The following is a 26,968-nucleotide window of genomic DNA, read 5'->3' on the forward strand; positions in this document are numbered from 1 at the left end:
CCCCCAGGTAAACGGTCAGTCGAGCTCGGGCATCGGTACGGGTTGCGGGCGCGGCCGGCAGGTGCCGCACTGCACCGCGTCCTCCACGACCAGGCCCTCGGCTCGGCCGCGGCTCTGCGAACGGTGCACTTCCAGCAGGTACGGGCCGAACTTCGCGTGGTCCTCACACAGCCCACGCGCGCAGAACCGGCACGACCCCCGCGCCGCTTTGGCGCAGAACCAACAAAGCACTGTCTCTCCTAGCGGGGAATCTGCTGCGGTTGGCACCCCAACAGCACTGTTGTCAGGGCACCGGATGTGGATTTGTTGCCCGCGCCGTCAACCGCGGTGATTCTGACCGTGATGGTGCCACCGTTCACGTTGCTCGAGTTCCAGGTGAACGGGCCCAACGTGCCGCGGTAGACGCCACCCCGACCAGTCATGGTCACGGTTCCATCAAACGGAATCTTGGTCGCCACATGGTAGGTAAAACTCACCGACTTGATACCGGACGGGTCAGACGTCGTGACTGTGACCGTCGTCGAGGCCGGCGAGCCACAGGACGTGTAGTCAGCTGGTGCGGTCTGAGCGAAGCGTCCCGCGCCGATGCCAGCGTCCGTCAACGTCGGCGGGGTCGTGTCGGGCGGGGGCCCGGCGGTCGTCGTGGGTGGAGGCCCGGCGGTCGTCCGTGTGGGCGTCGGGGTCTTGGTCTTCGTCGGGGTCGTGCCGGGCGACGGGGACGCTGACGCGCTGTCCGAGACCGACGGGGACGGCGACGGGGACTCCGACGGCGTGTCCGACGGGGTCGGTGCCAGGGTCGGCGTGCCGCCGGGCTTCGGCAGCGCGACGCCGTCACCGCAGGTCAGGTCGGCCGACGCGTCGGTCGTGACGGTGCTGCCGCCCTGGGTGACGACACCCGAGGCGACCGCCGGCGACGAGTCGCCCGCGGACAGGGCGAACCTGGCCCGGCCGTCGTTGCGGATCGGTTCGCCAACGCCGGACACCGTCAGCCGCAGCGGCTCGAACGCGGTCGTGGTGCTTGTCGTGTCGACCAGGGTCCGGCCGGAGCGCAGCGTGTACGCGCCGGTGGGCTGGATCGGGCGGCGGTCGATCGAGCTGATGAGCTCGCCGACGTCGAGGCGGGCGCCGGCGCACAGGACCGTGGCGCTGCCGCCGCGGAACGTCATCGTGGCCGTGGAGCGGTCCGCGATGGTGACCGAGTCGCCCTGCTCGACGTACATCTTGCCGTCGCGGCGCAGCGTGCGGTCCTCGCCGTTGATCCTGATCGTCGCCTGGCCCCGTGTGACGGTGATCAGGGCCCGGTCGGTCGGCATCTCCGCCCACACTGGCGCGGAGAAGAGGTTGCTGCCGGTCAGGAACAGCGCGAACAGCAGCAGCAGCACCAGCAGCCACCACAGTTTGCGCTCGAAGCGCTTGTCGATGGACTCGTCGGTCTTGTCGTACACCCCGGGCGGCGCCGCGAGGGGCGGGTACGCCGACGGCGGGTGGGCACCCGAGGACGGCGCGCGGCCACCGGCGATCGGGCCGTACAGCGCGGGACCGCCGATGAGCAGGGGCAGCCCGGCGATCGCGGGCAGCACCCAGACCCTGGCGGCGGAGCGTGCGGTGGCGACCTGGCCGGGCGGGCCGTCGCCGTACGGGCCGATCATCGAGCCGCGGCCGAGCTGGACGCCCTCGGGCAGCATGAGCGAGCCGGAGGCGACCACGATCGCGTCGGTGCCGCTGCCCAGGTGCACCGGCTGCCCCGGCACCAGCTGCGCCGGCTGGGCGCGGGTCATGAGCCCGAGCCGGTCCTCCGGGCCGAGCCCGGCCAGGGCCGGCGCCTCCGCCAGCAGCGCCTCCAGTTCGGCCCACTCCACCGGCGGCGGGCCGGGCAGCGGGCCGACGGCGGCGGCGACCGTCGACGGCGGGATCGCGAGCAGGGTCGTGCCGGCGGTCAGCCAGCCGAGCGCGGCGGGCGCGCCGGTGAGCGCGTTGGCGAGGCCGACGACACCGCCCTTGCCGACGCGTTCCCGCACGGTGCCGGTCGGGTCGCCGGGGCGGCGCGCCTCCAGGGCACCGTCGACCACGACGTAGACCGACTGCTGGGCGGCGCCTGCGAAGACGAGTTGCTCACCGGTCCGCGGGTGTACCCATCGCGCCTGCTCGGCGAGCTTCGCGAGCGCGGCCGGCGGCAGGTCGGCGAGGCTGGAGCCGCGCAGGGCGGCGAGGCGGCGCGGCTCGTCGCGCGACAGCTTGCGCTCCCCGAGCCGGTCGCGGACCCGGCGGCCGCGCCGGCGCAGCCATGAGAACAGCAGGTAGACCAGCGGGGCGAGCAGCCCGGCCACGATGACCGCGAGCAGCGCCCGGGCCAGCCAGCCGGCGTTCCACAGGCCGGTGACGACGCCCGCGACCCGGTCGGTGTAGATCCGGTAGATCAGGTTCACGGCGATGGCGAGCCAGACGACGGCGAGCATCCCGTACAGGGCGACGAGGCGACCCTCCCGGTCCAGCTCGCCGAAGCGGGGCGGGCGCCGGCGCAGCCGGGCGATGACCCAGGCCAGACCGCGGGCCCGCAGGTTGGGCACCTCGAGCCAGTCCATGAGCAGGTAGTAGCCGTCCAGCGCCATGAACGGGTTCAGGTTGAACAACGCGTTGAGATACCACGCGAACGCCAGCTTGAACGTCCACGGCTCCAGCTCCGGGTAGAACAGCCCGACGAGCTGGCAGGTACCGGCGAGCACCAGGCCGGTCGCCGGTCCGGCGACGGTGGTGACGATCCGGGCGCGCCGGCCGGCCATCCACACGTCGGTGGTGTCGACGAACACGGAGGGGATCCCGAAGTACACCAGAAAACCGGCGACCGGGACCTTCCTGCCAGCGTGTTTGGCCCCCAGCGCGTGGCCGAGCTCATGGCAGGCGAGCGCGACCACGTTGAGCCCGAGCAGCACCAGGGCACCGGTGAAGTAGGAGTCCTGGGTCAGGAACACCGACTGGTCGGCGCGGAACCAGTTGAAGACGAACACGCCGAGCCCGGCCAGGGCGACCAGGCCCGCGAGCACGGCGACGATCCGGGTGAAGAACAGCCGGCCGCCGGCCTTGTACAGGAACGTGACGACCGGGTCGACGCGGGCGATGACCACCCGGCGGCCCTGCGCGGTCGCCAGCAGCGCCTTGCCGAGCCTGATCGGCCACGGCCGGCGGTGGACCCGCTGCAGCCGGTGGAACGCGTCGACCGGCAGCTCGTCGAGCATGCGGTTGCCGGCGAGGTCGGCGACGATCCGGGTGACCTGGTCCGGCGCGAGCCGCCCGCTGATCCGGGCGAAGTCGGCGACCAGCCGCGCGACGGTGCGCGTGCCGTCCATCAGCTGCGCCAGGCTCCACTCGTCCGGCGTGAGCCGCAGATAGCAGGCCTCGCCACGGTCGGGCGAGCGCACCATCACGTAGTCGACGCCCCGCGCGGACGTCAGGGTGACGGCCTCGACCTCGGCACGCAGCACAGGCCGGGCACGGGCAGGATTGAGCCGGTCCGTGACCGCCTGCCACAGACCTGAGTCAGCAGGGCCCCAAGGGACCCCAGGGGCGCGCCCGGCGAGGGCCTCCCAGACACTGATGCGCGTCTCGATGACGGCCACGATCGCTCCTGATAGGGCCACTGTTCCGGCAGGCAGCGTAAGCCGCAACCGCCACCTCGGGAAGGTTCCGTCCCGAACGTGACAACTCTTCAGCGAAGATGGCAGGCGTGTACATCCTCGCCATCGACCAGGGCACGACCTCCTCCCGTGCGATCGTGTTCGACGCCGACGGCGCCATCGTGGCGCTTGACCAGCGCGAACACCATCAAAGTTTCCCCAGACCGGGCTGGGTCGAACACGATCCCGTCGAGATCTGGCACCAGGTCCAGGCCGTGTCGACCCGTGCTCTGGACCAGGCGGGTCTCTCCCGCGCCGATGTCGCCGCCATCGGCATCACCAACCAGCGCGAGACCACGATCCTGTGGGACGCCGAGACCGGCGAGCCGGTGCACCCGGCGATCGTCTGGCAGGACACCCGCACCGACGCCCTCATCCGCTCCCTCGCCGGCGACGCCGGCCCCGACCGGTTCCGCGAGCGGTGCGGGCTGCCCCTCGCCACGTACTTCGCCGGCCCGAAGGTGGTCTGGCTGCTGGACAACGTGCCGGGCCTGCGCGCCCGCGCCGAGGCCGGCGAGATCCACTTCGGCACCGTCGACACCTGGCTCATCGAGAAGCTCACCGGCCGGCACGTCACCGACGTCACCAACGCCAGCCGCACGATGCTGATGAACCTCGCCACCCTGGACTGGGACGACGAGCTGCTCTCCGCGTTCGGCATCCCCCGTGCCATGCTCCCGCAGATCGGCCCTTCCTCGCACGTCTACGGCGAGGCCACGACCATGTTGCACGGTGTACCGGTGGCCAGCGCCCTCGGCGACCAGCAGGCGGCGCTGTTCGGCCAGGCGTGCTTCGCCCCGGGCGAGGCGAAGTGCACCTACGGCACCGGCTCGTTCCTGCTGCTCAACACCGGCCACCAGCCGGTGCCGAGCACCCGTGGCCTGCTGACCACGGTCGGTTACCGCATCGGCGACGCTCCCCCGGTGTACGCCCTGGAGGGCTCCATCGCGATCACCGGCTCGCTCGTGCAGTGGCTGCGCGACAACCTGGGCCTGATCCACTCGGCACCGGAGATCAACGACCTGGCCGCCACCGTCACCGACAACGGCGGCTGCTACATCGTGCCGGCGTTCTCGGGCCTGTTCGCCCCGCACTGGCGCCCCGACGCCCGCGGCGTCATCACCGGCCTCACCGGTTACGTCACCAAGGGTCACGTCGCCCGCGCCGCCCTGGAAGCCACCGCCTGGCAGGTCAAGGACGTCGTCGACGCGATGATGGCCGAGTCCGCCGTCCCGCTGGAAACCCTCAAGGTCGACGGCGGGATGACAGCCAGCGATCTGCTCATGCAGTTCCAGGCCGACGTACTGGACGTGCCCGTGGTCCGCCCGACGGTGTCGGAGACGACGGCGCTGGGTGCGGCGTACGCGGCCGGGCTCGCTGTCGGCTTCTGGCCCGACACCGAGACCCTGCGCGAGAAGTGGCGCGCGGACCAGCAGTGGTCACCCGCCATGTCCACCGACGCCCGCGACCGCGGCCACGCCTCCTGGCTCAAGGCCGTCGAACGCTCCTTCGGCTGGGCATGACCCCACGCCCGGGCGGCATCCCCGCCCGGGCCCAACCGCACCGGTTCTCGTTTCGCTGTTTTTCGTGAAGCGGAACGGTGTTCCGTCGGAATACCGTTCCGCTTCGGGTTGGGCGCGGCGGAGATGGAGACAGAGATCCGGTGGGCGCCCCGCCAGGCGCACCACCGGATCTCTTTTCTGGAGGGAAACCAGTCTCCGGGTCAGCTCAGCAGGCGCTGGGCGACCGTCTTGGCGGTGTTGCTGCTGATGGCGAACCCGACGCCGATGTTGCCGGCGGTCTCGCCCGAGGTGGCGATGGCGGTGTTGATGCCGACCAACTGGCCCGCGGTGTTGACCAGGGCGCCGCCGGAGTTGCCGGGGTTGATCGCGGCGTCGGTCTGGATCGCGCCGGTGATCTTCGCGGCGGAGGACTGGCCGTCGTCGCCCTCGTCGATCGTGCGGTTGACCGCGCTGACGATGCCGGCGGTGACCGATCCGTCGAGGCCGAGCGGGCTGCCCACGGCGAGCACCGTGTCGCCGACCTTCACCGTGGAGCTGTCACCGAACGCGAGCGGCGTGTACGTGTCGCCGCCCACGATCTTGATCACGGCGAGGTCGCTGGTGGGCTCGGTGCCGACGATCTTCGCCTGGGCGGTCTGCCCGTTGGAGAACGTGACCTGCACCGTCGTCCCGCGCGCCGTGGCGACCACGTGGTTGTTGGTGAGGATCGCCCCGTCGGCGGTGATGACGACGCCGGACCCGACGGCGTTGCCGGTGCTGATCGACACCACGCTGGGCAGCACCTGCGCCGCCACGTCGGACAGCGTCGTCGTCGCACCCGCGCTGGAGCCGGACGAGTCCGTCGCGCTCACCACCGCGTTGGACTTCTCGGGCCGCAGCTCGAGTGCCGCCAGCCCACCACCGAACGCCGACACCGCCGACAACCCGACCGCCGCGACGATCCCCGCCACGGCCAGCCCGACCCGGCTGCGCCGCCGCACCGCCGGCGCCACGAACACCGACCCCGGCTGGGGCTGCTGCGCCCAGTGCGGCGGCCGTTGCATGTGCGGCACGTGCGGCGGCAGCTGCGCCGTCGGCAGGTGCGGCTGGTCATGCCCCGCACCCGAGGCGGCCGCCCAGGCCCGCGGGTCCTGCCCGGTGCCGGGCTGCCCGTGGGCGGCCTGCGCGGCGTACGGGCCGCCACCGGGCGCGGCGTGGAAACCGCCCTGTCCGGGGAGGTGATTGCCGTGCCCCGCGGGAAGGCCTGTGCCGTGAACGCCGCCCTGCCCGGTGAAGGGGTTGCCCTGCGCGGTGTGGGGGTTTCCGGCCTGCGGAGCTGCGTGCTGCGACGCGGGCCAGGTCTGAACGGGAGCTGCGGGCATGGAGGACTGCGCGGCGGGCCAGGTCCTGGCGGGCTCGGTCTGCAGATCGCCGGCGCCGGTGACGGGGGCGGCCGAGTTCGTCGGCCAGGCGTGCAGCGCCGGGTAGGCGGGGGTCGCGGCGGCGGCCGGTGTGGCAGGTGAGAGATCGGCCGACGAGGCGGCGGCAAGGCCGCCCGGCGTCGTGGCGGCCGGCGCGGAGCCCAGCGGCGCGGCCGGGGTGGAGTCCAGTGGCGAGGCGCTCAGCGGCGCGGCCGGCGCGGAACCCAGCGGCGCGGCCGGGGTGGAGTCCAGTGGCGAGGCGCTCAGCGGCGCGGCCGGCGCGGAACCCAGCGGCGCGGCCGGGGTGGAGTCCAGTGGCGAGGCGCTCAGCGGCGCGGCCGGCGCGGAACCCAGCGGCGCGGCCGGCGTGGAGTCCAGCGGCGTGATCGGGGCGGCGCTCAGGGGCTGGACCGGCGCGGCGGCCGGGGAGCCGGTGGGCGTGACGGGCGTGGTGCCCGGCGGCGTGACCGGCGTGGTGGTCGGCGTCGCGGCGTCGGCCGGTGTGGTGGCGGCCGGTGTGGTGGCGGCCGGTGTGGTGGCGGCCGGTGTGGTGGCGGCCGGTGTGGTGCCGGTCGTCGTGGTGTCAGCCGGCGTGGTGGTCGGCTGTGCGGCCGGGCCCGACGCCCGACCCTGCTGGTCGGCTGGGTTCGGCGCCCATCCCTGCTGTTCGCTCATGACTTGAGCTTGGCGACGGCACCTTGCAAACCACTGGCCGCCGCCTGGGAACCGCCTGTGAGAGGGAGGCGGACCTGGAAGGTGGCGCCGCCGCCGGGTGTGACGAAGACGGAGACGGTGCCGCTGTGCACTGCGACCAGGGCGGCGACGATCGCCAGGCCCAGGCCGCTGCCGCTGTGCGAGCCGCCCGCCTGGCGGCGGGTGCGGGCCTTGTCGACGCGGTAGAAGCGTTCGAAGACGCGGGCGGCCTGCTCGTCGGTGAGGCCGGGGCCATGGTCGGCGACCTCGATGAGGGCGTCGCTGCCGTCGCGGCGCAGGCGCAGCGAGACGGGGGTGCCGGCGGGTGTGTGGGTCAGCGCGTTGGTCATGAGGTTGCCGACGACCTGGCGCAGGCGGGACTCGTCGCCGTTGACCTCGATCGGCTCGTCGCGCTCGATCTCCAGCTCGACCGTGCGGTCGGGTGCGACGGCGCGGGCGGCGGCGACCGCGTCGCTGGCGATGACGCGCAGGTCCATGTCGGCGAGTGCCAGGGGGCGCTCCTGGTCGAGGCGGGCGAGCATGAGGAGGTCCTCGACGAGCAGGCCCATGCGGGCGGCCTCGTCCTCGATGCGCCGCAGCAGCGCCTCGGTCTCCCCGGGCTGGCGGGCGGCGCCCTGCCGGTACAGCTCGGCGAACCCCCGGATCGTGGTCAGCGGGGTGCGCAGCTCGTGGGAGGCGTCGGCGATGAACTGCCGCATGCGGTCCTCGGACGCCTCGCGCAGCCTGAAGGCGCCCTCGATCTGGGCGAGCATCGCATTCAGCGCGGCGGCGAGGTGGCCCATCTCCGTTTCGGGTGGGCTCTCCGGGACACGTTTACTGAGGTCGCCGGCGGCGATGGCGGCGGCGGTGCGCTCGATCTCGCGCAGCGGTTGCAGGCTGGCCCGGACGATGGCGACGCCGACGGCGGCGAGGACGACCAGGACGCCGGCGCCGACGAACAGCTCCGCGGCGACGAGCTCGTCGACGGCGCTGTCGACCATCGACAGGCTCTCCGCGACGAGCAGCAGCGTCCGGTCACGCTTGATGATGAGGATCCGCCAGCGCTCGTGGGTCTTCGCGGTCGTCGCCGTGTACGGCACGGTCAGCCGCGACGAGAGCTCCTCGACGGTGTCCGGGATGGGAGGTGCGTCGGACTCCTGCCGGGTGCCGACGACGCCGGTCTGGTAGGCGCCGGAGTTCAGCAGCGTGACCCAGGCGATGTAGTAGTTGCTCTGCAGGATCGAGTCGGTGCTGCTGGTGGTGGCCAGCCGGGTGAGGTCGACGGTCTCGGCCATGGCCCGCAGCTGCTGGTCGACCTTGTCGAACATGCTGCTCTTCATGACCAGGGCGCTGGCGACCCCGATCACCAGCAGCGCCATGGTGACGAGGGTGAGGACGGCCGCGATCAGCTTGACGCGCAGCGGCACGTCGGCGATGAACCGCACCATTGCGGGCCTCAGACTGGCAGGCGCAGGACGTAGCCCACGCCGCGCAGGGTGTGGATCAGGCGCGGCTCGGCGATATCCACCTTGCGCCGCAGGTAGGAGATGTACGACTCGACGATGCTGTCGTCGCCTCGGAAGTCGTAGTTCCACACGAAGTCGAGGATCTGCGCCTTGGACAGCACCCGGCCCGCGTTGAGCATCAGATACCGCAGGAGCTTGAACTCCGTCGGCGACAGGGCGATCGTCTGCCCGGCGCGGGACACCTCGTGGGTCTCCTCGTCGAGCTCCAGGTCCTGGAAGACCAGCCGGTTGGGCCCGGGGTCACCGGCGGTGCGGCGCAGCACGGCACGGATCCGGGCGGTGAGCTCCTCCAGGCTGAACGGCTTCGTCACGTAGTCGTCGCCGCCGAGCGTGAGACCGCGGACCTTGTCCTCGGTGCCGTCCCGGGCCGTGAGGAACACGACAGGAAGCCGGACGCCACCCTCGCGGAGCCGCCGGATGACCTCGAAACCGTCGAGGTCGGGCAGCATCACGTCGAGGACGACCAGGTCGGGCTTGCTGTCGCGGGCCGCGGTGACCGCCTCGGCACCGGTGGTCACCGCGTCAACCGCAAAACCGGCGAAACGCAGGCTGGCCGAGAGGAGCTCGCGGATGTTCGGATCGTCCTCGACCACGAGCAGTCTCGCCTCAGCCTGCGCAACGCCTGGCGACGGGGCACCCCCGGATTGTGCAACGCCGCCTCGTACCCCCATGCGCATATCTTTCCGCCTCCTGCTGGAGTGGGGCTGATGGTTGCCTGGGAAGTTCCTGAAACAACCAGCCCGACCTCTCCAAGCTAGCGCAGCAGACGCCGCACCTGGTCGATTGCGCCGTCGAGAACGACGAGAGTGGCGCGCATCGTCTCCTGGCTGGCGCGGCCGGCGCGGGCCAGCCGGCGCACCTCGGCGAGCAGCTGGGCGGCCTTCTCCTCCAGCTCGGCGACGACGTCGCCGGGTGGCGGCGCGGGCCTGGCCGTGCCCGCCGCGCCCGGGCGGGGCGGGTAGCCCCAGCCCCAGGTGGGTGCGCTGCGGGCCTGCCGGCCGGCCTCCTTCAGCTCCTTCTTCAGGTCGTGCACGGAGCCGTGCACGCCCCGCTCGACCTCGTCGGCGAGGGTCGACAGGTCGGCGAGGGAGGCGTTGATGTCGGTCTCGAGCGTCTCGAGCTCGGCGGCGCGCTGCACGAGCTCGGCCCGGCCGGCGTCGGTGATGTCGTAGACCTTGCGGCCGCCCGAGGCGGTGTGGAAGACCAGGCCGTCGGCCTCCATCCGCTGCAGGCGCGGGTAGATGGTGCCGGCGGAGGGCGCGTACAGGCCGTGGAAGCGGTTCTCCAGCAGCCGGATCAGCTCGTAGCCGTGCCGGGGGCCCTCGGCGAGGAGCTTCAGCAGGTACAACCGCAGCCGGCCGTGACTGAAGACGGCACTCACAGAATGTCCTCCTCGTCCAGGTCGACCGGCCGGTGCAACAACGTGATCGTGCCAGACGTGGCGTTGGCGGCGATGCGGCCGGTGCCGGCGCCGAGCGTGCCGATGACGGTGCTGCGGCCGACGCGGTCGAGGCCGGGGAAGGCGCAGATCACCCGCCCGGACGTGGCGTTGAGGTTGACCCGCAGGTCACTGTCCTCCCGGACCCGGGCGGTGATCTCGCCGGAGACCGTGTCCAGGCGCACGTCGGTGTCGACCGGCGGGTTGTCGAGGTCGCAGGTGATCGAGCCGGAGATCGCGCGGGCGTGGACCTTGCGGGCGGTGGTGTCGGCCACGACGATCTCGCCGGAGACGGTCTCGAGCTCGACCTCGCCGTCGAGGGTCAGCGCCTCGATGGAGCCGGAGATGACCTTGGCGGTGACGCGGCCGTCGAGGCCGAGCAGGGTGACGCGGGCGCTGGTCGCGTCGACCTGGGTGCCGGCGCGCAGCGAGGAGACGATGACGGAGCCGGAGACGACGGTGAGCTTGGCCGGGGTCCGGGGCGGGACCATGACCGAGACGTCGACCTTGAACTGGCCGTGGAAGAGCCACCAGAGGAAGCCGGGCCACTTGGGGATGGTGCCGTGCGTGACCCGCAGCACGCCGTCGTCGTCGAGGGTGACCGTGACCGGCCGCTCGCCGATCGCGGTGACCTCGACCCGGGCGGGTCCCTCGGCGCCGACGACGTTGACCCGCCCACCGACCAGCCGCACCTGGAGGTCCTTGACCTCCCCCTTCAGCTCGAGCCGGGTGGGCTCGGCAACGTTCCACGTCGTCATGCCACCGACGGTAGCAGACAAACGCGATACATCGCGACTGCCAGTCGCAAGCAACGGAGCGTCAGGCCGCGACCACCGAGGTCGCCGCGCGGGCGAGGACGCGACGGGACGAGGACGGCTGCGGGTACATCGTGGCGTGCGCCTTCAGTTCGATCGACAGCCCACGGGCGGCCACGACCCGCCGCAGCGAGGTGAGCAGCGTCTCGTCGCCGATGAACGCGGCCACCGTCGACGGCGTCCCGCCCTGCGCGAACGTCAGCCGGACCGGCACGACGGGCGCGGCCGCGTCGACCGCCGCCTGGAACATCGCCGGCCGGAACGTGCCGCCCATCCGGCCGCACCAGGTGGTGCCCTCCGGGAAGACCGCGACCACGCCGCCGGCGGCGAGCTCGGCGCGGATCCGCCCGACGGTGGCCGGCAGGGTCTTGGGCCTGGACCGGTCGACGAAGACCGTGCCGAGGGTGGCGGAGAGCCGGCCGATCAGCGGCCAGGCGCGCACCTCGCGCTTGGCGAGCAGCCGGGCCGGCGCGTGCGCCAGGATCACGACCACGTCGAGCCACGAGACGTGGTTGGCGACCAGCAGCGCGCCGTGCTGCGGGATCCGGCCGACGGCCCGGTGGGAGATGCCGAGCCCGGCGAGGACCGCGCGGGCCAGCCGGCGCTGGGCGGCGATCAGCCCGCGCTGCGGCAGCAGCGCCAGGACCGGCACGGCGAGGGCCGCGAGCAGCAGGACCGTCCCGGTCACGACGACCCGCTTGAGCATCGTCGTGGCCGGGACGTGCCCGTCGGAGCGGGCCGGCAGGCAGCTCACGTCGCAGGTCGAGCGCGGCAGCCACAGGGAGTCGACGACCGTCACGGGGTCACCCCTGGCCGAGGAAGTGCCGCATGTACCGCGGGTTGACCCGGTCCAGCGACAGCAGTACGTAGAAGTCGGCGCAGTCGAAGTCCGGGTCGTGGGCGGGTTCGCCGCCGATCCAGGCACCGAGGCGCAGGTACCCCTTGAGCAGCGACGGCACCTCGACCTTGGCCGGCACCGCCGCGGTCAGCGCGAGGGGGTTGCGCGGCCGGACCCGCCAGGCGGGCGGGACGAGGTGCTTGCGCTGGGCCAGGTCCCACACCCCGGCGGCGGTGGCGCCACCGTCGGCGAGCGGCACCGACGCGCAGCCGCCGAGCCAGCGGTGGCCGTGCAGGTGCATGTACCGGGCGATCCCGGCCCACATCAGGTTGATCACCGCACCGCTGCGGTGGTCGGGGTGCACGCAGGAGCGGCCGGTCTCGACCAGTCCCCCACGCAGCTGGTGCAGGCCGGCGAGGTCGAACTCGGTGTCGGCGTAGAGCCCGCCGGCGGCGACGGCCCGGTCCGGCGGCAGCATCCGGTACGTGCCGACGACCTCGCCGGTGCGCTCCTCACGGATGATGAGGTGGTCGCAGTGCTCGTCGAAGGCGTCGACGTCCAGGCCCGGGGTGTCGGTGTGCAGCTCAGCGCCGAGTTCCCCGGCGAAGACGTCGTGGCGGAGCCGTTGTGCGGCCCGGACCTGGTCACCGTCCGTGGCCACCAGCAGGGTGTAGCGATCGGTTTCGTCGACCCCGACCGGGTCGGCGGCGACGGCGAGAATCGTCATGCTTTCGGTGTAAGGCTCGACCCCTGCGGCTGGCTGACGGTGACTGGTTACCCGCATGGCTGGTGGGTGAACGATGACTACCGTGGTCAGGCATGGCGGGATATTCAGGGACCCCACTGCCCAAGAAGCTCGGCGTCAACGCCGGGCACCGTGTGCTGCTCGACGGTGCACCTGCCGCGTTCGACCTGCGGGAGCTGCCGTCCGATGTGGTGCTGCACCGTCGCAGCGCGCCCGGCCTCTACGACGTGATCGTCTGTTTCTGCCCTGATCAGGCCAGGTTGCGGCGGCGCTGGCAGGTGCTGCACCGGCTGACGCCGCCCGCCGGCGCGCTGTGGGTCGCTTGGCCGAAGCGCTCCTCCGGCATGGCCACCGACCTGGACGAGAACGGGGTGCGCGAGTTCGCCCTGGCGCACGGCCGGGTGGACGTCAAGGTCTGCGCGATCGACGACGTGTGGTCGGGGCTGAAGCACGTGATCCGGGTCGGTGACCGGCCGGGTCGGTGACCGGACGGAGTGACCCGCAGCAGCGCCCCAGCGAGCAGCATGAGCAGGCCGGCGAGCGCGTACGGCGCCACCGCCCCGCCGGTGATCGGCAGATCGGCCGGCAGGTCGACCGAGCCGACCATCAGCTCGACCGTGCCGGCGACGGCGGTGGTGCCGTCGGTGACGGTGTACGCGAACGAGTCCGCGCCGGCGAAGCCGCGGTCCGGGGTGTACGTGACGGTGCCGTCGGCGTTGAGCACGGCGCTGCCGTTGGCGGGCTGGGTCACGCCGACGACCTTGAGCGGGTCGCCGTCGGGGTCGGTGACGTTGTCGAGCGGGGTGATCGTCTGCGCCCCGCTGCCGGTGGGTGTCGTCACGGTCGGGGTGGTGACCACCACCGGCGGGCCCGCGGGCTCCCCGGCCGCGGGTTCGGCGGCCGTGACGGTCACCGTCACGGTCCCGGTCGCGGTGTCCGGCGGGGTGTTCGCGGCGTCCGCGCGCGGCGACGGCGGCTGGGGTGTGCCGACGTGGACGGTGACCGTGCCGGTCGAGGTGCCGCCGAGTCCGTCGCCGACCGTGTACGTGAAGGTGTCGTCCCCGGTGAAGCCGGCCGCCGGGGTGTACCGCAGTGCACCGCCGCTGTGCGTGACGGTGCCGCCGTGCGCCGATGCCGCGTCCCAGGCCGTGACGGTGAGCGTGTCGCCGGGGTCCGGGTCGCTGTCGTTGGCGAGGACCGCGACGTCGAGCGGGGTCCCGGCGGGGTGCCGCGCTCGTCGGCGGCGGCGACCGGGGCGCGGTCGGCGACGGTGACCTGCACCGTGGCGGTGGAGGAGCCGCCATGCCCGTCGCCGGCGGCCGGGTCGGGGCCGGTGTTGGTGACCGTGACCGGGTAGGTCACCGTGCCCTGCACGGCGGGCGGGCCGGCGACGGTCACGGCGAGGTCGGCGGCGGCGGTCGCGGGCAGGGTCGACGTGGCCGCGTTGGACGGTGCGCGCAGCTTCACCCCGGTGTCCGCGCCGGCGGCGGAGACGTGCGCGACGTCGAGCAGGGTGGCGGCGCCGGGCGCGGTCGCGGTGACGCGGTAGCTGACGGTCACCGAGTCGCCGACGGGCAGGCGGCCGCCCCGGGTGGCGTCGCTGCCCGTACCGACGCGGAAGCCCGCGACGCCGGCGCTGATCTCGGCGCGGTCGGTGTCTGCGGAGTCGCTCTGCGGGGCGCCGTCGATCGTCAGGCTGCCGGGGACGAACGTGGTCCCCGGTGGCACGGCGCCGACGTCGACGTTGCGCATCCGGTGGGCGGTGTTGTTCAGCGCGCCGCCGCCGGCGGTGGCGTTCCTTGCGGCCGCGCAGCCGGGGTTGACGTCGTCGCAGGTCAGGTTCGCGTTGCCGCGCAGGACGACGGAGCCGCTGCCGTTGACCGAGTACACCGGGCGGAACGGCTCGACGATCTCGGCGGCCGCCGGCCGCTGCCACACCCAGCCGATCGCCGTGGCCAGCAGCGCGATGGCGAACCCGGCCCGAACGCTCCCGAATGCCACCTTTCGTGTATACGTGGATACGGTGCGTTATGGGCGAGTTTTCCTCGCCTTGATTCACGGGCAGTCCGGCCCCCCGCTGTTTGCCGGGACGTGCCATATTGACGGCTTCACTCTCTTGGAGGGAGCGGCACGTTGTCCAACGGACAGATCGTGGTCTCCGACCTGACGAAGCGTTACAAGAACGTCACGGCCGTGGATCACCTGTCGTTCGTGGTCGAACCAGGTCGCGTCACCGGGTTCCTCGGCCCCAACGGCGCCGGCAAGACCACGACGCTACGCATGATCCTGAATCTGGTGACCCCGAGCTCCGGATCGGCGACCATCAGTGGCCTGCGCTACTCCGACGCGGCCGAGCCGCTGCGGCTGGCCGGCGCGATCCTCGAGGCGTCGGCCGCGCACAAGGGCCGCACCGCCCGCAACCACCTGCGCATCGTCGCCGCCGCGGCCGGCATCCCGGACTCGCAGGTCGACAAGATGCTGGAGCTGGTCGGGCTGACCCCGGCGGCGAAGCGCAAGTTCCGCGGCTACTCGCTGGGCATGAAGCAGCGGCTCGGCATCGCCCAGGCGATGCTCGGCGACCCGCAGGTGCTGATCCTGGACGAGCCCGCCAACGGCCTCGACCCGGAGGGCATCCGCTGGATGCGCGGACTGCTGCAGGGCCTGGCCCAGCAGGGGCGCACCGTGCTGGTCTCCAGCCACCTGCTGTCGGAGATGGAGATCCTCGCCGACGACGTGGTCATCATCGCCGCCGGCAGGCTCGTCACGCAGGGGCCCGTCGAGCAGATCGTCGGCGCCGGCTCCAGCGCGCCGCGCACCCGGGTCCGCACGCCCAACCTGCAGGAGCTGGTCACGGCGGTGCGCACCGCCGGCGCGACGATCGAGCCCAACGGCAACGACAGCCACGTGGTCACCGGCCTGGACGCCCCGGCCATCGGCCGCCTCGCTCTGCAGGGCGGGATCGAGCTGCACGAGCTGGTCAACGAACGGCCCGACCTGGAGCACGTGTTCCTCGAACTGACCCAGGGAAAGGCGGCCATCCGATGACAAACCCGCAGCGGAGCGAGGAGTTGGTCATCATGAGCGCAGTGCCTGGGTCAGGCCGGCGCCGGAGCGCAGCGGAGGTGATGGCATGACCCGGCTCATCCGCAGCGAGCTGCTGAAGCTGCGCACCACGAACATGTGGTGGATCTTCCTGCTGACGTCGCTGGTCTTCACCGCGCTCGCGCTCTGGATCAACCTCGAGCAGACCGACTCGGAGCTGACCAACAACTACACCGCGTACCCGCAGGGCGACCCGCCGCCGGGGCTGACCGACGAGCAGAAGGCCGAGTTCGAGGCCAGCCAGCGGCAGTACGAGCAGGAGGAGGCGGACCGGGTCGCCAAGGCGCACGCCGCCGGCCAGCTCGCCAAGTACGCCGCGAACGTCTACACCTCGGGCCAGTTCTTCGGCCTGCTGCTGGTGATGCTCCTGGCGATCCTGGTGATCACCAACGAGTTCTACCACCAGACGGCGACCGCCACGTTCCTCGCGACCCCGAAGCGGACCAAGGTCATCACCGCGAAGCTCATCACCTCGGCGCTCGCGGGCGTGCTCTTCTGGCTGATCACCACGGCGATCTCGATCGGGGTCGGCGTGCTGTACTTCGGCGCCAAGGACCTCACCAACAGCCTCGGGCACTGGACGGCGCAGCAGTCGATACTGCTCAACCTGCTGGTGTACGTCCTGTGGGCCGTCTTCGGCATCGGCATCGGCGTGCTGATCCGCAGCCAGATCGGCGCAACGATCACCGCGGCGGTCCTCTACACCGTCGGCACCTGGGCCGCGATCATCGTGCTCACCCTGATCCATGAGCTGGTGATCAAGGAGGACTGGGTGCTGGAGAGCGCGGTCTACATCCCGCCGCTGGCGTCGTCGCACGTCGTGGGCGGCCTGGCCGCGCAGCTCGGCGACACCGACCTGCCGCCTCGATGGGCCGGCGCGGTCGTGCTGATCGCGTGGGCGGTCATCCTCGGCACCGTCGGCACGTTGATCACACGGAAGCGTGACATCGCGTAGGCGTTATAGCAGATCTAGGACAGTTGTGGCCGCCAAATGGCGGCCACAGTTGTATGGGATGGACCCATGCCGTCGTCTACATGGTCACTTCGGGCGGCGTCGGCGACGAACGAGCGTTAGGCAGCGCGTAGCCTTGACGCGGAATTAGCAACCCCAGTGACTCCGTTTGGAAGAGGCGATCAACAGCCGTGTCGACCCAAGCGACCAACTCGCAGGAGAACCCCTTGGCGGGCTTCGGCCCGAACGAGTGGATCGTCGAGGACATGTATCAGAGGTACCTCGCCGACCCGGCCAGCGTGGACCCCGCGTGGCACGACTTCTTCGCCGACTACAAGCCTAGCGGGGACGGCGCCGAGGCCAGCTCGGCGGCGCCCGCCGAGACGGCTGAGCCGGCGACCCCTGCCACCCCCGTTGCCACCGCTCCGCGAGCCGCCGCCGTCCCCGCCGCTCCGCCGGCCCCCGCGGCGTCCACCGCGGCCGCGGCCTCCCCGCCGCCTCCGCACCCGCCGCCGCGGCGCCCGCCCCCGCGGCCAAGCCGGTGCAGAAGGCCGCGCCGGCGACCAGGCCCGCACCGACGAAGCAGGCGCCCGCCGCGTCCGGTGCCGCCAAGCACACCCCGCTGCGCGGCGTCGCCGCCCGGATCGTGCAGAACATGGACGCCTCGCTGGAGGTGCCGACGGCAACCAGCGTCCGCGCCGTGCCGGCGAAGCTGCTGTCCGACAACCGCGTCGTGATCAACAACCACCTGGCCCGCGGCCGCGGCGGCAAGGTCAGCTTCACGCACCTCATCGGCTTCGCGATGGTCCGGGCGCTCGCCGCGCACCCGGAGATGAACAACTCCTTCGCCGAGATCGACGGCAAGCCCAACCTGGTCCAGCCGGAGCACGTCAACCTCGGCATCGCGATCGACCTGGTCAAGCCGGACGGCTCGCGCAACCTGGTGGTCCCGAGCATCAAGGCCGCCGACGGCATGGACTTCCGGCAGTTCTGGTCGGCCTACGAGGACATCGTGCGCCGGGCCCGGCGCAACGAGCTGACCATGGAGGACCACAGCGGCGCCACGGTCTCGCTGACCAACCCCGGCGGCATCGGCACCGTGCACTCCATGCCGCGGCTCATGGCCGGGCAGGGCACGATCATCGGCGTCGGCGCGATGGAGTATCCCGCGCCCTATGCCGGCATGTCCGACGAGACCCTCGCCGACCTCGGCATCAGCAAGATCCTCACGCTGACCAGCACCTATGACCACCGGATCATCCAGGGCGCACAGTCCGGGGAGTTCCTGAAGGTCATGCACGAGCTGCTGCTCGGCGAGCACGGGTTCTACGACCAGATCTTCACCGCGCTGCGGATCCCCTACGAGCCGGTCCGCTGGGTCCGTGACGTCGCCCGCACCTCCGAGGGCCAGATCGACAAGGCGGCCCGGGTCGTCGAGCTGATCCACGCCTACCGGGTCCGCGGCCACCTGATGGCCGACACGGACCCGCTGGAGTTCCGCATCCGCCGCCACCCCGACCTCGACGTGCTCGAGCACGGGCTGACGCTGTGGGACCTCGACCGGGTCTTCCCCGTCGGCGGCTTCGCCGGCAAGCAGAAGATGAAGCTGCGGGCCGTCCTCGGCGTGCTGCGCGACTCCTACTGCCGCCGGGTCGGCGTCGAGTACATGCACATCATGGACCCGGAGGAGCGGCGCTGGGTCGCCGAGCGGGTCGAGAAGCCGTACGAGAAGCCCGACACCGCCGAGCAGAAGCACATCCTGAACCGGCTCAACGCCGCCGAGGCGTTCGAGACATTCCTGCAGACCAAGTACGTGGGGCAGCGCCGCTTCTCCCTGGAGGGCGGCGAGTCGCTGATCCCGCTGCTGGACGAGATCCTGCAGAACTCCGCCGAGGGCGGCCTGGACGAGGTCGTCATCGGCATGGCGCACCGCGGCCGGCTCAACGTCCTGGCCAACATCGTCGGCAAGCCCTACGAGAAGATCTTCTCGGAGTTCGAGGGGCACCTGGACCTCAAGTCGGCGCACGGCTCCGGCGACGTCAAGTACCACCTGGGCATGACCGGCAAGTTCACGCACCCCGACGGCGAGCACGCCACGACGGTCTCCGTGGTCGCGAACCCGTCGCACCTGGAGGCGGTCAACCCGGTCCTCGAGGGCATCGTGCGGGCCAAGCAGGACTCGATCGACCTCAAGCTCGAGGGCTACACGGTCCTGCCGCTGCTGATCCACGGTGACGCGGCGTTCGCCGGCCAGGGTGTGGTCGCCGAGACGCTGAACCTGTCGCAGCTGCGCGGCTACCGCACCGGCGGCACCGTCCACGTCGTGGTCAACAACCAGGTCGGGTTCACCACCGCGCCGGAGTACTCGCGCTCGTCGCTGTACTCCACCGACATCGCCCGGATGATCCAGGCGCCGATCTTCCACGTCAACGGCGACGACCCGGAGGCCGTGGTCCGCGTCGCGCGCCTGGCCTTCGAATACCGCCAGGCGTTCAACAAGGACGTCGTCATCGACCTGGTCTGCTACCGGCGCCGCGGGCACAACGAGGGCGACGACCCGTCGATGACCAACCCGCTGATGTACGCGATCATCGACCAGAAGCGATCGGTGCGCAAGATCTACACCGAGGAGCTGATCGGTCGCGGCGACATCCCGATCACCGAGGCCGAGGCCCTGCTCAAGGACTACCACGAGCAGCTGGAGACGGTGTTCAAGGCGACCCGTGACGCCTCCTCCAACCCGGCGTCGCGGCTGACCCGCCTCCGCGAGCCGGAGCCGGAGCCGGTGGTCGAGACCGCGATCGACGTCAGCGTCATGCACGCGATCGGCGAGGCGAACGTCAAGCTCCCGGAGGGCTTCACCCCGCACAAGCGCGTGCAGCAACTGCTGGACCGCCGGGCGAAGATGGCCGCCGAGGGCGACATCGACTGGGGCTTCGCGGAGATCATCACGTTCGGTTCGCTGGTCAACCAGGGCGTCACGGTCCGGCTCTCCGGTCAGGACTCCCGCCGCGGCACGTTCGTGCAGCGCCACGCCGGCATCGTCGACGCCGAGACCGGCACCGACTACATGCCGATGTCCGCGCTGATCAAGGACAACGCGAAGCTGTTCATCTACGACTCGCTGCTGTCGGAGTTCGCCGCGATGGGCTTCGAGTACGGGTACTCGGTGGAGAACCCCGACGCGCTGGTCATGTGGGAGGCCCAGTTCGGCGACTTCGTCAACGGCGCCCAGTCCATCGTCGACGAGTTCATCTCCTCCGGTGAGGTCAAGTGGGGTCAGCGCACCGCGGTGACGCTGCTGCTGCCGCACTCGCACGAGGGCCAGGGCCCCGACCACACATCGGGCCGGCTGGAGCGCTACCTGCAGCTGTGTGCCGAGGACAACATGCGGGTCGCGGTGCCGACCACCCCGGCGAACCACTTCCACCTGCTGCGCCGCCAGGCGCTGTCGCCGAAGAAGAAGCCCCTCGTCGTCTTCACGCCCAAGTCGCTGCTGCGGCACCGGCTGTGCGTGTCGCCGGTCGAGGACTTCACCACGGGCACCTTCGCCACCGTCCTGGGCGACCCCGGCATCAAGGGCACCGCCCTGGACACCGCCGGCGTCAAGCGCGTCCTGCTGTGCTCCGGCAAGGTCTTCTACGACCTGCTGCAGGCCCGCACCGAGCGTGACATCACCGACACCGCCATCATCCGGGTGGAGCAGCTGTACCCCATGCCGGTCGAGGAGCTGCGCGAGGCCCTGGCGCAGTTCCCCAACGCGGAGGACTTCGCCTGGGTGCAGGAGGAGCCGGCCAACCAGGGCGCCTGGTCCTTCATCGCCCTCAACCTGCTCGAGCACCTGCAGGGCGTCGGGCTGCGCCGCATCTCCCGCCCCGCCGCGGCCGCCCCGGCGGTCGGCTCGACGAAGCTCCACGACGCCGAGCAGCAGGCCCTGATCGAGGCGGCGCTGCCGAAGCGCTGACCGTCCGTTCGTCGTTCCGCGGGGAGGGCCCACGCCCTCCCCGCTTCCTTCTGGGGGTGCCCATGTACTTCACCGACCGTGGCATCGAGGAGCTCGCGCAGCGCCGTGGCGAGGAGGAGGTCAGCTTCGAGTGGCTGGCCGAGCGCCTGCGCGACTTCGTCGACCAGAACCCCGAGTTCGAGACGCCCGTCGAACGCCTGGCGGTCTACCTGGCCCGCCTGGACGACGACGAGGACTGACGCCGGCCAATGCCCGCATTGCTCCGATTTGCGGGCATTCACCGGAGCCGTCGTCCCGGTGCATCCACCAAATGGGTCGTTCGAGGACAACCTGGTGTAGTCCGGCAAGCCAATCGATTGTCCCCAGTCGGGTGATAACGGCATAGCGCACGCTGCACCTACATTCTGTACGTGCCCCCGAGTCGCAACCGTTCTGCAACCGTGTCGCTCCTGGCCGCCGCCCTCCTGCTCCTGGGCGGCGCTTTTTCGGCCTCAGGGGCCGACACGGCCGAGCCGTTGGTGGTCGCGGCGGGCGCCAGCCCCGCCGGCCCGAGCAACCACGCCGTCGGCGTGCGGCACTTCGACTTCGCCCGCGGCAAGGACCGCCCGCTGCCCACGACCGTGTGGTATCCGACCCGCGGGTCCGCCCGCAGGACCAAGGGGCGCGTCCAGAGCGACGCCCCGCCGCTGCCGGGGAAGCTGCCGCTGATCGTGTGGAGCCACGGCTTCTACAGCAACCCGCAGATGCAGGAGGGCATGACCAGGTTCCTGGCCGAGTCCGGGTACGTGGTCGTCGCCGCGGCGTACCCGTTCACGAAGAAGGACACGCCGAAGTTCAACAAGCTCGACGTGCCGAACCAGTCCCTGGACGCGTCGTTCGTCATCACGCAGATGCTGCAGCCGGGCAACCCCCTCGCCGGGAGCATCGACCCGGACCGCATGGCGGCCGTGGGGCACTCCGGCGGCGGCACCACCACCGACGGGCTCTTCACCGTCCACCGCGACCCGCGGCTCAAGGCGGGCGTCATCTTCGCGGGCCGGCCCGCCGGGACCTACCAGGGCAGCCCCGTGCCGCTGCTGTTCATCCACGGTGACAAGGACCCGGTGGTCGCCTACGAACAGGGCCGGACCTCCTACGGCAAGGACCCGTGGCCGAAGGCGTTCCTCACCATCGTCGGGGGCGAGCACGGCGCCGGCACCAACGACGCGGAGCGCGGGCATCACCAGGCGATGGCTACGCTGCTCGACTTCCTCACCTGGGCGCTCGACGGTGACGACACGGCCCGGCTCCGGCTGAGCGGCGACGCCGCGCTCGACGGTGTGACACGGTTCGAATCGGTCGGGATCTACAGCACGACGAGCACCACGACGACCACCAGCACGACCGCCACCACTGCGCCGGCGACGATGAAGCCGAGCTTGGAGCCGGTCGCGGCGGGCTGAGCCGCCGGATTGTTGTTGTTGTCCACCCATGCCTGGAATGCCTGAGTGTTCTGGCTTGGGTCAATGCGCTCATCGGGCATGGCCGACAGAATACCCATGACCTGACCTGCAGGCAGTGGCCGAACGTGTCGGATTGTGGCACTCTCCGTCAATGGCCGCCTTGAACCGCGCTCAGGGTGAACGGTCGTGGTGGGGCTGGGGGTGGACCGGCGACGCCCTCGACGACGAGGCGTGCCGCCGGCTCGCGGAGACGGCGTTGCGCCCGTGGATGCCGATCGACGGGTCGGTGCTGCCGATCCCCTACGACCCGGTCCTTGCCCCGCCGCGCCTGATCCCCCCGTCGATCATGGAGGAGGCGTTCACCGCCGACTCGATGAGCCGGGCCGGGCACACGTACGGCAAGGCGTTCCGCGACGTGGTCCGGGCGCTGCACGGCCGCCTCGACAACCCTCCCGACCTGGTCTGCTACCCGCGCACCGCGCACGACGTCGTCGCCACCCTCGACTGGGCCGAGGCGGTCGGCGCGGCGGTCGTGCCGTACGGCGGCGGCACCTCCGTCGTCGGCGGCGTCGAGTACCGCGGCGACGCCCCGTGGATCTCCCTCGACCTGAGCCGGCTCAACCGGGTCGGCGAGGTCGACGAGGTCAACCACGCCGTGCGGGTCCAGGCCGGCGTGTTCGGCCCGGCCCTGGAGCAGGCACTGCGACCGCACGGCCTGACGCTGCGGCACTACCCGCAGAGCTTCGAGTTCTCCACCGTCGGCGGCTGGCTCGCGACCCGCTCCGCCGGCCACTACGCGACCGGGCCGACCCGCATCGACGACTTCGTCGAGGCGCTGCGGGTGATCACGCCGCAGGGCCCGGTGGAGTCGCTGCGGGTGCCGGGCAGCGGCGCCGGCCCGTCCACCGACGGACTGTTCCTGGGGTCGGAGGGCACGCTCGGCGTGATCGTGGAGGCGTGGCTGCGGGTCACCTCGCGACCCGCGCCTTCCGAACGGGTGTCTGCGTCGGTGGCGTTCCCGGTGTACGCCCAAGCTGTCGCCGCCGTCCGGGCGATCCTGCAGGCGGGGCTGCGGCCGAGCAACTGCCGGCTGCTCGACCCGGTGGAGGCGATGCTCAACGCCGGGGCGACCGACGGCCAGGCACGGCTGCTGCTCGGCTTCGAGGGCGCCACCACGGCACTGCTGGCCGACGCCGTCACCATCTGCGCCGACCACGGCGGAGCGGCCGCCCCGGCCGCTGCCTCTGCCCCTGACGGCGATCACGGCGCCTGGCGGGCGTCGTTCCTTCGGGCGCCGTACACCAGGGACGCCCTCATCAGGCTCGGGCTCGTCGTCGAAACGGTCGAGACGGCGTGCACGTGGAGCCGGTTCGACGCGCTGCACGCCGCCGTGATCGCCGCCGCGCAGGCCGCCGCCCCGGCCAGGGTCGCCGTGGTCACCTGCCGGCTCACCCACGCCTACCCCGACGGCCCGGCGCCCTACTTCACGATCATCACCCCCGCGCGCCGCGGCGCCGAGGTGGCGATCTGGGACGAGATCAAGGCCGCGGTCAGCGAGGCCATCACCGCCAACGGCGGCACCATCACCCACCATCACGCCGTCGGCCGCGACCACCTGCCGTGGCTCGCGCAGCAGCGCGACCCGCTGTTCACCGACGTGCTCCGGGCCGCGAAACGCACCCTAGACCCCCGCGGCATCCTCAACCCGGGTGCGCTGCTGTAGCACCGCCCGGACCAGCGCACCCAGCCCGATCAGCAGCAGCCCGAGCAGGAAGAACGCCACCGTGAAGCCGAGTGCGGAGATCGTCACGCCCACATACCCGAGCTCACCGGCGTCGACGAACGGATACGGGTACTCGTGCACGATCGCGCCGCGGACCAGCGCGAACGCCAGATACGCCAACGGGTAGCCGAGCCAGACCGCCGCGTACCACCACCGCACCGGCTCCCGGTCGACGACCAGCCAGGTGACCGCCGCGAGCACCGGCGTCACCGTGTGCAGCAACAGGTTGTGCGGCGCGTGCGCCCCGGAGTCGACCACGTGGAACGGGCTGGACGGATTCGCCAGCAACGCGTGATAGACCGTCCCGGTGATGCAGCTGTACAACGTCGCCGCGCCCCGCACCCACGCCGGCACCGGCCGCACCGCCGCCACCGCCGACACGACCGCGATGATCACACTGCTCTGCACGGTGAAGTAGACGAACACACCCCCGTCACCGTGGGTGTAGTCGAGCAGCAGCACGATCCCGGCCAGCGCACTCACGGCGGTGAGCACCCGGAAGACGACGGACATGGGCCGCAACCTAGCCGGAAATCGCCCGCCGGGCCAGCCTTGGTCGCGGCGGGCGCCTCGTACGGTTGATGCCATGCGCCGCCTCGCCTCCCTGCCGGTCCTGGCCGCTCTGATGGCCGTGGCCCTCGTGTCCGGCTGCACGGGTCAGCCGGAGCCCGCCCGCTGGGTCACCCCGTCACCGTCCCCCGCCGGGACCGTCGCACCGAGGCTCGCCCAGGTCGCGCCGCTGCCGCCGCTGCCGGTGCCGCGCGCAGCGCTGGACGTGTCGCGCCAGGAGGTCACGTACCGCCGCGAAGGCCGCGTCCTGCGCACCGTCATCTGGACGCCGTCCACGCCGTCGAAGGTGCCCGCAGTCGTGTTCAGCCACGGCCTCAACGGCACCCCCGAGTCGTTCGCGCCGCTGCTCACCGCCTGGGCGTCGGCCGGCTTCGTGGTGATCGCCCCGGCCTACCCGAACACGACCCGCAGCGCCCCCCGCCTCGACGTCTACGACGTGCTCAACCAGCCGGCCGACGCAACCTTCGTGCTCACCCAGGTCCTCGCCGGCCCCCTCGGCAAACGCATCGACGGCGACCGCCTCGCCGCCGCCGGCCACTCCGCCGGCGCCATCACCACCGTCGGCCTGTTCACCGCCGGGCGCGACGCCCGCCTGCACGCCGGCATCGTCCTGGCCGGCAGCGGCCTCGGCGTCGGCACCGCCTTCACCGGCACCCCCGCGTCCCTCCTGTTCGTCCACGGCGACGCGGACCCACTCGTCTCCTACGCCTCCGGCAAGGCCACCTACGACGTCGTCCCCTGGTCGAAGGCCATGCTGACCGTCCCCGGCGGCAACCACAACGACCCCTACCTCCAGCCGGGCGCGGCATCCTTCATTGCGGTCCGCTCCCTGACCCTCGCCTTCCTGCGCCTGGAGCTGTACGGCGACACCTCCGCCCGTCAGCAACTCCCCAGCGGCCCCTCCTTCGACGACCGCCTGTGATGCTTATTCTCATATGATGATATGGGTTGGACCGGTGGGTGGGGCGCTCGGAGAATGGAGGGGTAGCGCCTACCGGGGGAGGCGGCACGTGCCACGACCGTACTTTTCGTTGGACGCACCGGGCTCCGGGGCTTGCGGGCCGCCTGGGCCTCTTGACTGGGACGCCCGCCTCGCCGCGTCGGCGGCGGCGTTCGAGCGGCGGCGCGAGGAGAAGGTGCGGGTCAGGGCGGAGTTCGCGGAGGCACGGGCGCACGGCCTGGCCGCCCGGCACGCGACGAAACTGTCCCGCCTGCGCGGCGCCCACGTCCCCGCGTCGACAGTCGCCGGCACGCGCTCTGCACCGGCCACCGGGCTCTCCGCGCCATCGGCGACGGGTGCGTTCCACCGGCCGTCGTTGGCGGGCCGGGCTCGCCGCGCGTCCCCACCAGCGGCCGTCGCGATTCCCGGCACGTCGGGGCGATCCGCCACGCCATCGACCGCCACCGACCGGCCCACGCCACCAACGGCCTCCACAGACCAGCCCACGCCACCAACCGCCACCGACCGGCCCACGCCATCGACCGCCACCGACCGGCCCACGCCACCAACGGCCGCCACACCCGCACCAACCGCCACCACGGCGGGGGCCACACCACAGCCCACGGCGGCAACCCGACCCGCACTACAAACCACCGCCACGGACCAGCCCACACGACCACCAGCTACCGATACACACGACCGCGCACCCACACCAACCACCACCACGGCTCGGCCCACACCGCTGCCCACGGAAGCAACCCGACCCGCACCACCAGCGACCGCCACAAACCCACAACCACCACGGCCCGCCCCCACACCGCAGCCGGCGGCCGTTCCACCCCGCCACACACCCACGCCGACAACTACCGCGGCTGGCCCCGCACCGCGACCGACCGCAACAAACCCGACCCACACGACCAGCCACCGCCACAAGCCAGCCCACACGACCACCAGCTGCCGATACACACCGCCGCGCACCCACACCAGCCACCACCACGGCCCGCCCCACACCGCGGCCGGCGGCCGTTCCACCCCGCCGCACACCCACGCCGACAACCACCGCGGCTGGCCCCGCACCGCGACCGACCGCAACAAACCCGACCCACACGACCAGCCACCACCAGCGGCCGCCGCACCCCGCCACGCGCCTACAACCACGACGGCCCGCCCCACAGCGCAACCGACCATCACAACCCGGCCCGTACCACCGCCAGCGACCGTCACAGACCAACCCGCACCATCACCAGCAGCCGGCACGGTTCGCTACAGCGACCAGCTGTGCGAACGCCAGCCTCAGCTCTCGGATGCCAGCACACCGCGGACCCGCCTCACGCAAACGCCGGCCCCTGCGAACGCCGCACCCTGCAGCCCGCCAAACCGCAGCCCACATCCCGCGCCCCCGCAGCCGCGAACGCGGCAGCTCGGAGACCCACAGCTCGCAGACCCCCGCCTCGGCAGCCCCGTCCGCGGGCGCCGCACCTCGCGGACCCGGGCCTGGGAGGTCGGCCCGCACGAAGTCGGCGCGCGTGCGGAATCACGTCGTGGTCGGCTGGCCGGCGGCACATC

General features: G+C 71.9%; 17 protein-coding genes and 3 pseudogenes. 9 read left to right on the top strand and 11 right to left on the bottom strand.

Annotation, left to right across the window (positions count from 1 at the left end; all coding sequences use genetic code 11):
* Positions 1–239: 239 nt before the first annotated feature.
* The gene (locus OHA72_RS02070; RefSeq protein ID WP_327006174.1) at positions 240–3,614 is read right to left on the bottom strand and encodes a cyclic nucleotide-binding protein; all 3,375 of its coding nucleotides are present in this window, start codon (positions 3,612–3,614) and stop codon (positions 240–242) included.
* A 98-nt stretch (positions 3,615–3,712) separates the two neighbouring features.
* On the opposite strand from OHA72_RS02070, the gene glpK reads away from it, so the two are divergent.
* Complete coding sequence (glpK, locus tag OHA72_RS02075; RefSeq protein WP_327006175.1) at positions 3,713–5,194, top strand: glycerol kinase GlpK; 1,482 nt, start codon at positions 3,713–3,715, stop codon at positions 5,192–5,194.
* Positions 5,195–5,394: 200 nt separating this feature from the next.
* Here the strand turns inward: glpK and OHA72_RS02080 are convergent, their stop codons facing one another.
* The 9 genes and pseudogenes from OHA72_RS02080 to OHA72_RS02120 form a co-directional block, all read right to left on the bottom strand.
* Positions 5,395–7,269, bottom strand: a complete 1,875-nt coding sequence (locus OHA72_RS02080) for a S1C family serine protease (RefSeq protein ID WP_327006176.1) — start codon at positions 7,267–7,269, stop codon at positions 5,395–5,397.
* Positions 7,266–8,735: a sensor histidine kinase gene (locus OHA72_RS02085; protein WP_327006177.1), complete on the bottom strand. Its 1,470-nt coding sequence runs from the start codon at positions 8,733–8,735 to the stop codon at positions 7,266–7,268. Before OHA72_RS02085 ends, OHA72_RS02080 begins: the two co-directional genes overlap by 4 nt.
* A gap of 8 nt (positions 8,736–8,743) precedes the next feature.
* Complete coding sequence (locus OHA72_RS02090; RefSeq protein WP_203847927.1) at positions 8,744–9,484, bottom strand: response regulator transcription factor; 741 nt, start codon at positions 9,482–9,484, stop codon at positions 8,744–8,746.
* Between the two features lie 83 nt (positions 9,485–9,567).
* Positions 9,568–10,194, bottom strand: coding sequence for a PadR family transcriptional regulator (locus OHA72_RS02095; RefSeq protein ID WP_327006178.1), 627 nt, complete (start codon positions 10,192–10,194; stop codon positions 9,568–9,570).
* Complete coding sequence (locus tag OHA72_RS02100) at positions 10,191–11,009, bottom strand: DUF4097 family beta strand repeat-containing protein (RefSeq protein WP_327006179.1); 819 nt, start codon at positions 11,007–11,009, stop codon at positions 10,191–10,193. Before OHA72_RS02100 ends, OHA72_RS02095 begins: the two co-directional genes overlap by 4 nt.
* 61 nt (positions 11,010–11,070) lie before the next feature.
* Positions 11,071–11,865 carry a lysophospholipid acyltransferase family protein gene (locus tag OHA72_RS02105; RefSeq protein WP_327006180.1) on the bottom strand — a complete coding sequence of 265 codons (795 nt, stop codon included), beginning with the start codon at positions 11,863–11,865 and terminating at the stop codon, positions 11,071–11,073.
* A gap of 4 nt (positions 11,866–11,869) precedes the next feature.
* Entirely contained in the window at positions 11,870–12,631 is a 762-nt protein-coding gene (locus OHA72_RS02110; RefSeq protein ID WP_327006181.1) for a GNAT family N-acetyltransferase, read from the bottom strand.
* A 268-nt stretch (positions 12,632–12,899) separates the two neighbouring features.
* Complete coding sequence (locus OHA72_RS02115) at positions 12,900–13,562, bottom strand: cadherin-like domain-containing protein (RefSeq protein ID WP_327006182.1); 663 nt, start codon at positions 13,560–13,562, stop codon at positions 12,900–12,902.
* 135 nt (positions 13,563–13,697) lie between these two features.
* Positions 13,698–14,747: pseudogene (locus OHA72_RS02120) on the bottom strand (Ig-like domain-containing protein); the annotation flags it as partial.
* Between the two features lie 35 nt (positions 14,748–14,782).
* Here OHA72_RS02120 and OHA72_RS02125 point away from each other — a divergent pair.
* The 7 genes and pseudogenes from OHA72_RS02125 (at position 14,783) to OHA72_RS02150 (ending at position 23,832) form a co-directional block, all read left to right on the top strand.
* The gene (locus OHA72_RS02125) at positions 14,783–15,694 is read left to right on the top strand and encodes an ABC transporter ATP-binding protein (protein ID WP_327006184.1); all 912 of its coding nucleotides are present in this window, start codon (positions 14,783–14,785) and stop codon (positions 15,692–15,694) included.
* An 85-nt stretch (positions 15,695–15,779) separates the two neighbouring features.
* Positions 15,780–16,706: a DUF2705 family protein gene (locus OHA72_RS02130; protein ID WP_327006185.1), complete on the top strand. Its 927-nt coding sequence runs from the start codon at positions 15,780–15,782 to the stop codon at positions 16,704–16,706.
* Positions 16,707–16,894: 188 nt separating this feature from the next.
* A pseudogene (locus tag OHA72_RS64515) lies at positions 16,895–17,044 on the top strand (2-oxoglutarate dehydrogenase E1 subunit family protein); the annotation flags it as partial.
* A gap of 90 nt (positions 17,045–17,134) precedes the next feature.
* Positions 17,135–20,667 (top strand): annotated as a pseudogene (locus OHA72_RS02135) (multifunctional oxoglutarate decarboxylase/oxoglutarate dehydrogenase thiamine pyrophosphate-binding subunit/dihydrolipoyllysine-residue succinyltransferase subunit); the annotation flags it as partial.
* 62 nt (positions 20,668–20,729) lie between these two features.
* A complete protein-coding gene (locus tag OHA72_RS02140; protein WP_327006186.1) occupies positions 20,730–20,906 on the top strand; it encodes a DUF6104 family protein in 177 nt (58 codons plus the stop codon).
* A gap of 201 nt (positions 20,907–21,107) precedes the next feature.
* A complete protein-coding gene (locus tag OHA72_RS02145; RefSeq protein ID WP_327006187.1) occupies positions 21,108–22,109 on the top strand; it encodes an alpha/beta hydrolase family protein in 1,002 nt (333 codons plus the stop codon).
* 151 nt (positions 22,110–22,260) lie between these two features.
* On the top strand, positions 22,261–23,832 hold the full coding sequence (locus OHA72_RS02150) for an FAD-binding oxidoreductase (RefSeq protein WP_327006188.1): 1,572 nt from the start codon (positions 22,261–22,263) through the stop codon (positions 23,830–23,832).
* On the opposite strand, the gene OHA72_RS02155 is transcribed toward OHA72_RS02150, so the two are convergent.
* Positions 23,791–24,405: a Pr6Pr family membrane protein gene (locus OHA72_RS02155; RefSeq protein WP_327006189.1), complete on the bottom strand. Its 615-nt coding sequence runs from the start codon at positions 24,403–24,405 to the stop codon at positions 23,791–23,793. The genes OHA72_RS02150 and OHA72_RS02155 overlap by 42 nt on opposite strands.
* Before the next feature lie 73 nt (positions 24,406–24,478).
* Here OHA72_RS02155 and OHA72_RS02160 point away from each other — a divergent pair, with 73 nt between their 5' ends.
* Positions 24,479–25,384, top strand: a complete 906-nt coding sequence (locus OHA72_RS02160) for an alpha/beta hydrolase family protein (protein ID WP_327006190.1) — start codon at positions 24,479–24,481, stop codon at positions 25,382–25,384.
* Positions 25,385–26,968 lie beyond the last annotated feature (1,584 nt).

It is taken from the genome of Dactylosporangium sp. NBC_01737, assembly GCF_035963215.1.
In the GTDB taxonomy this organism is placed as follows: domain Bacteria; phylum Actinomycetota; class Actinomycetes; order Mycobacteriales; family Micromonosporaceae; genus Dactylosporangium.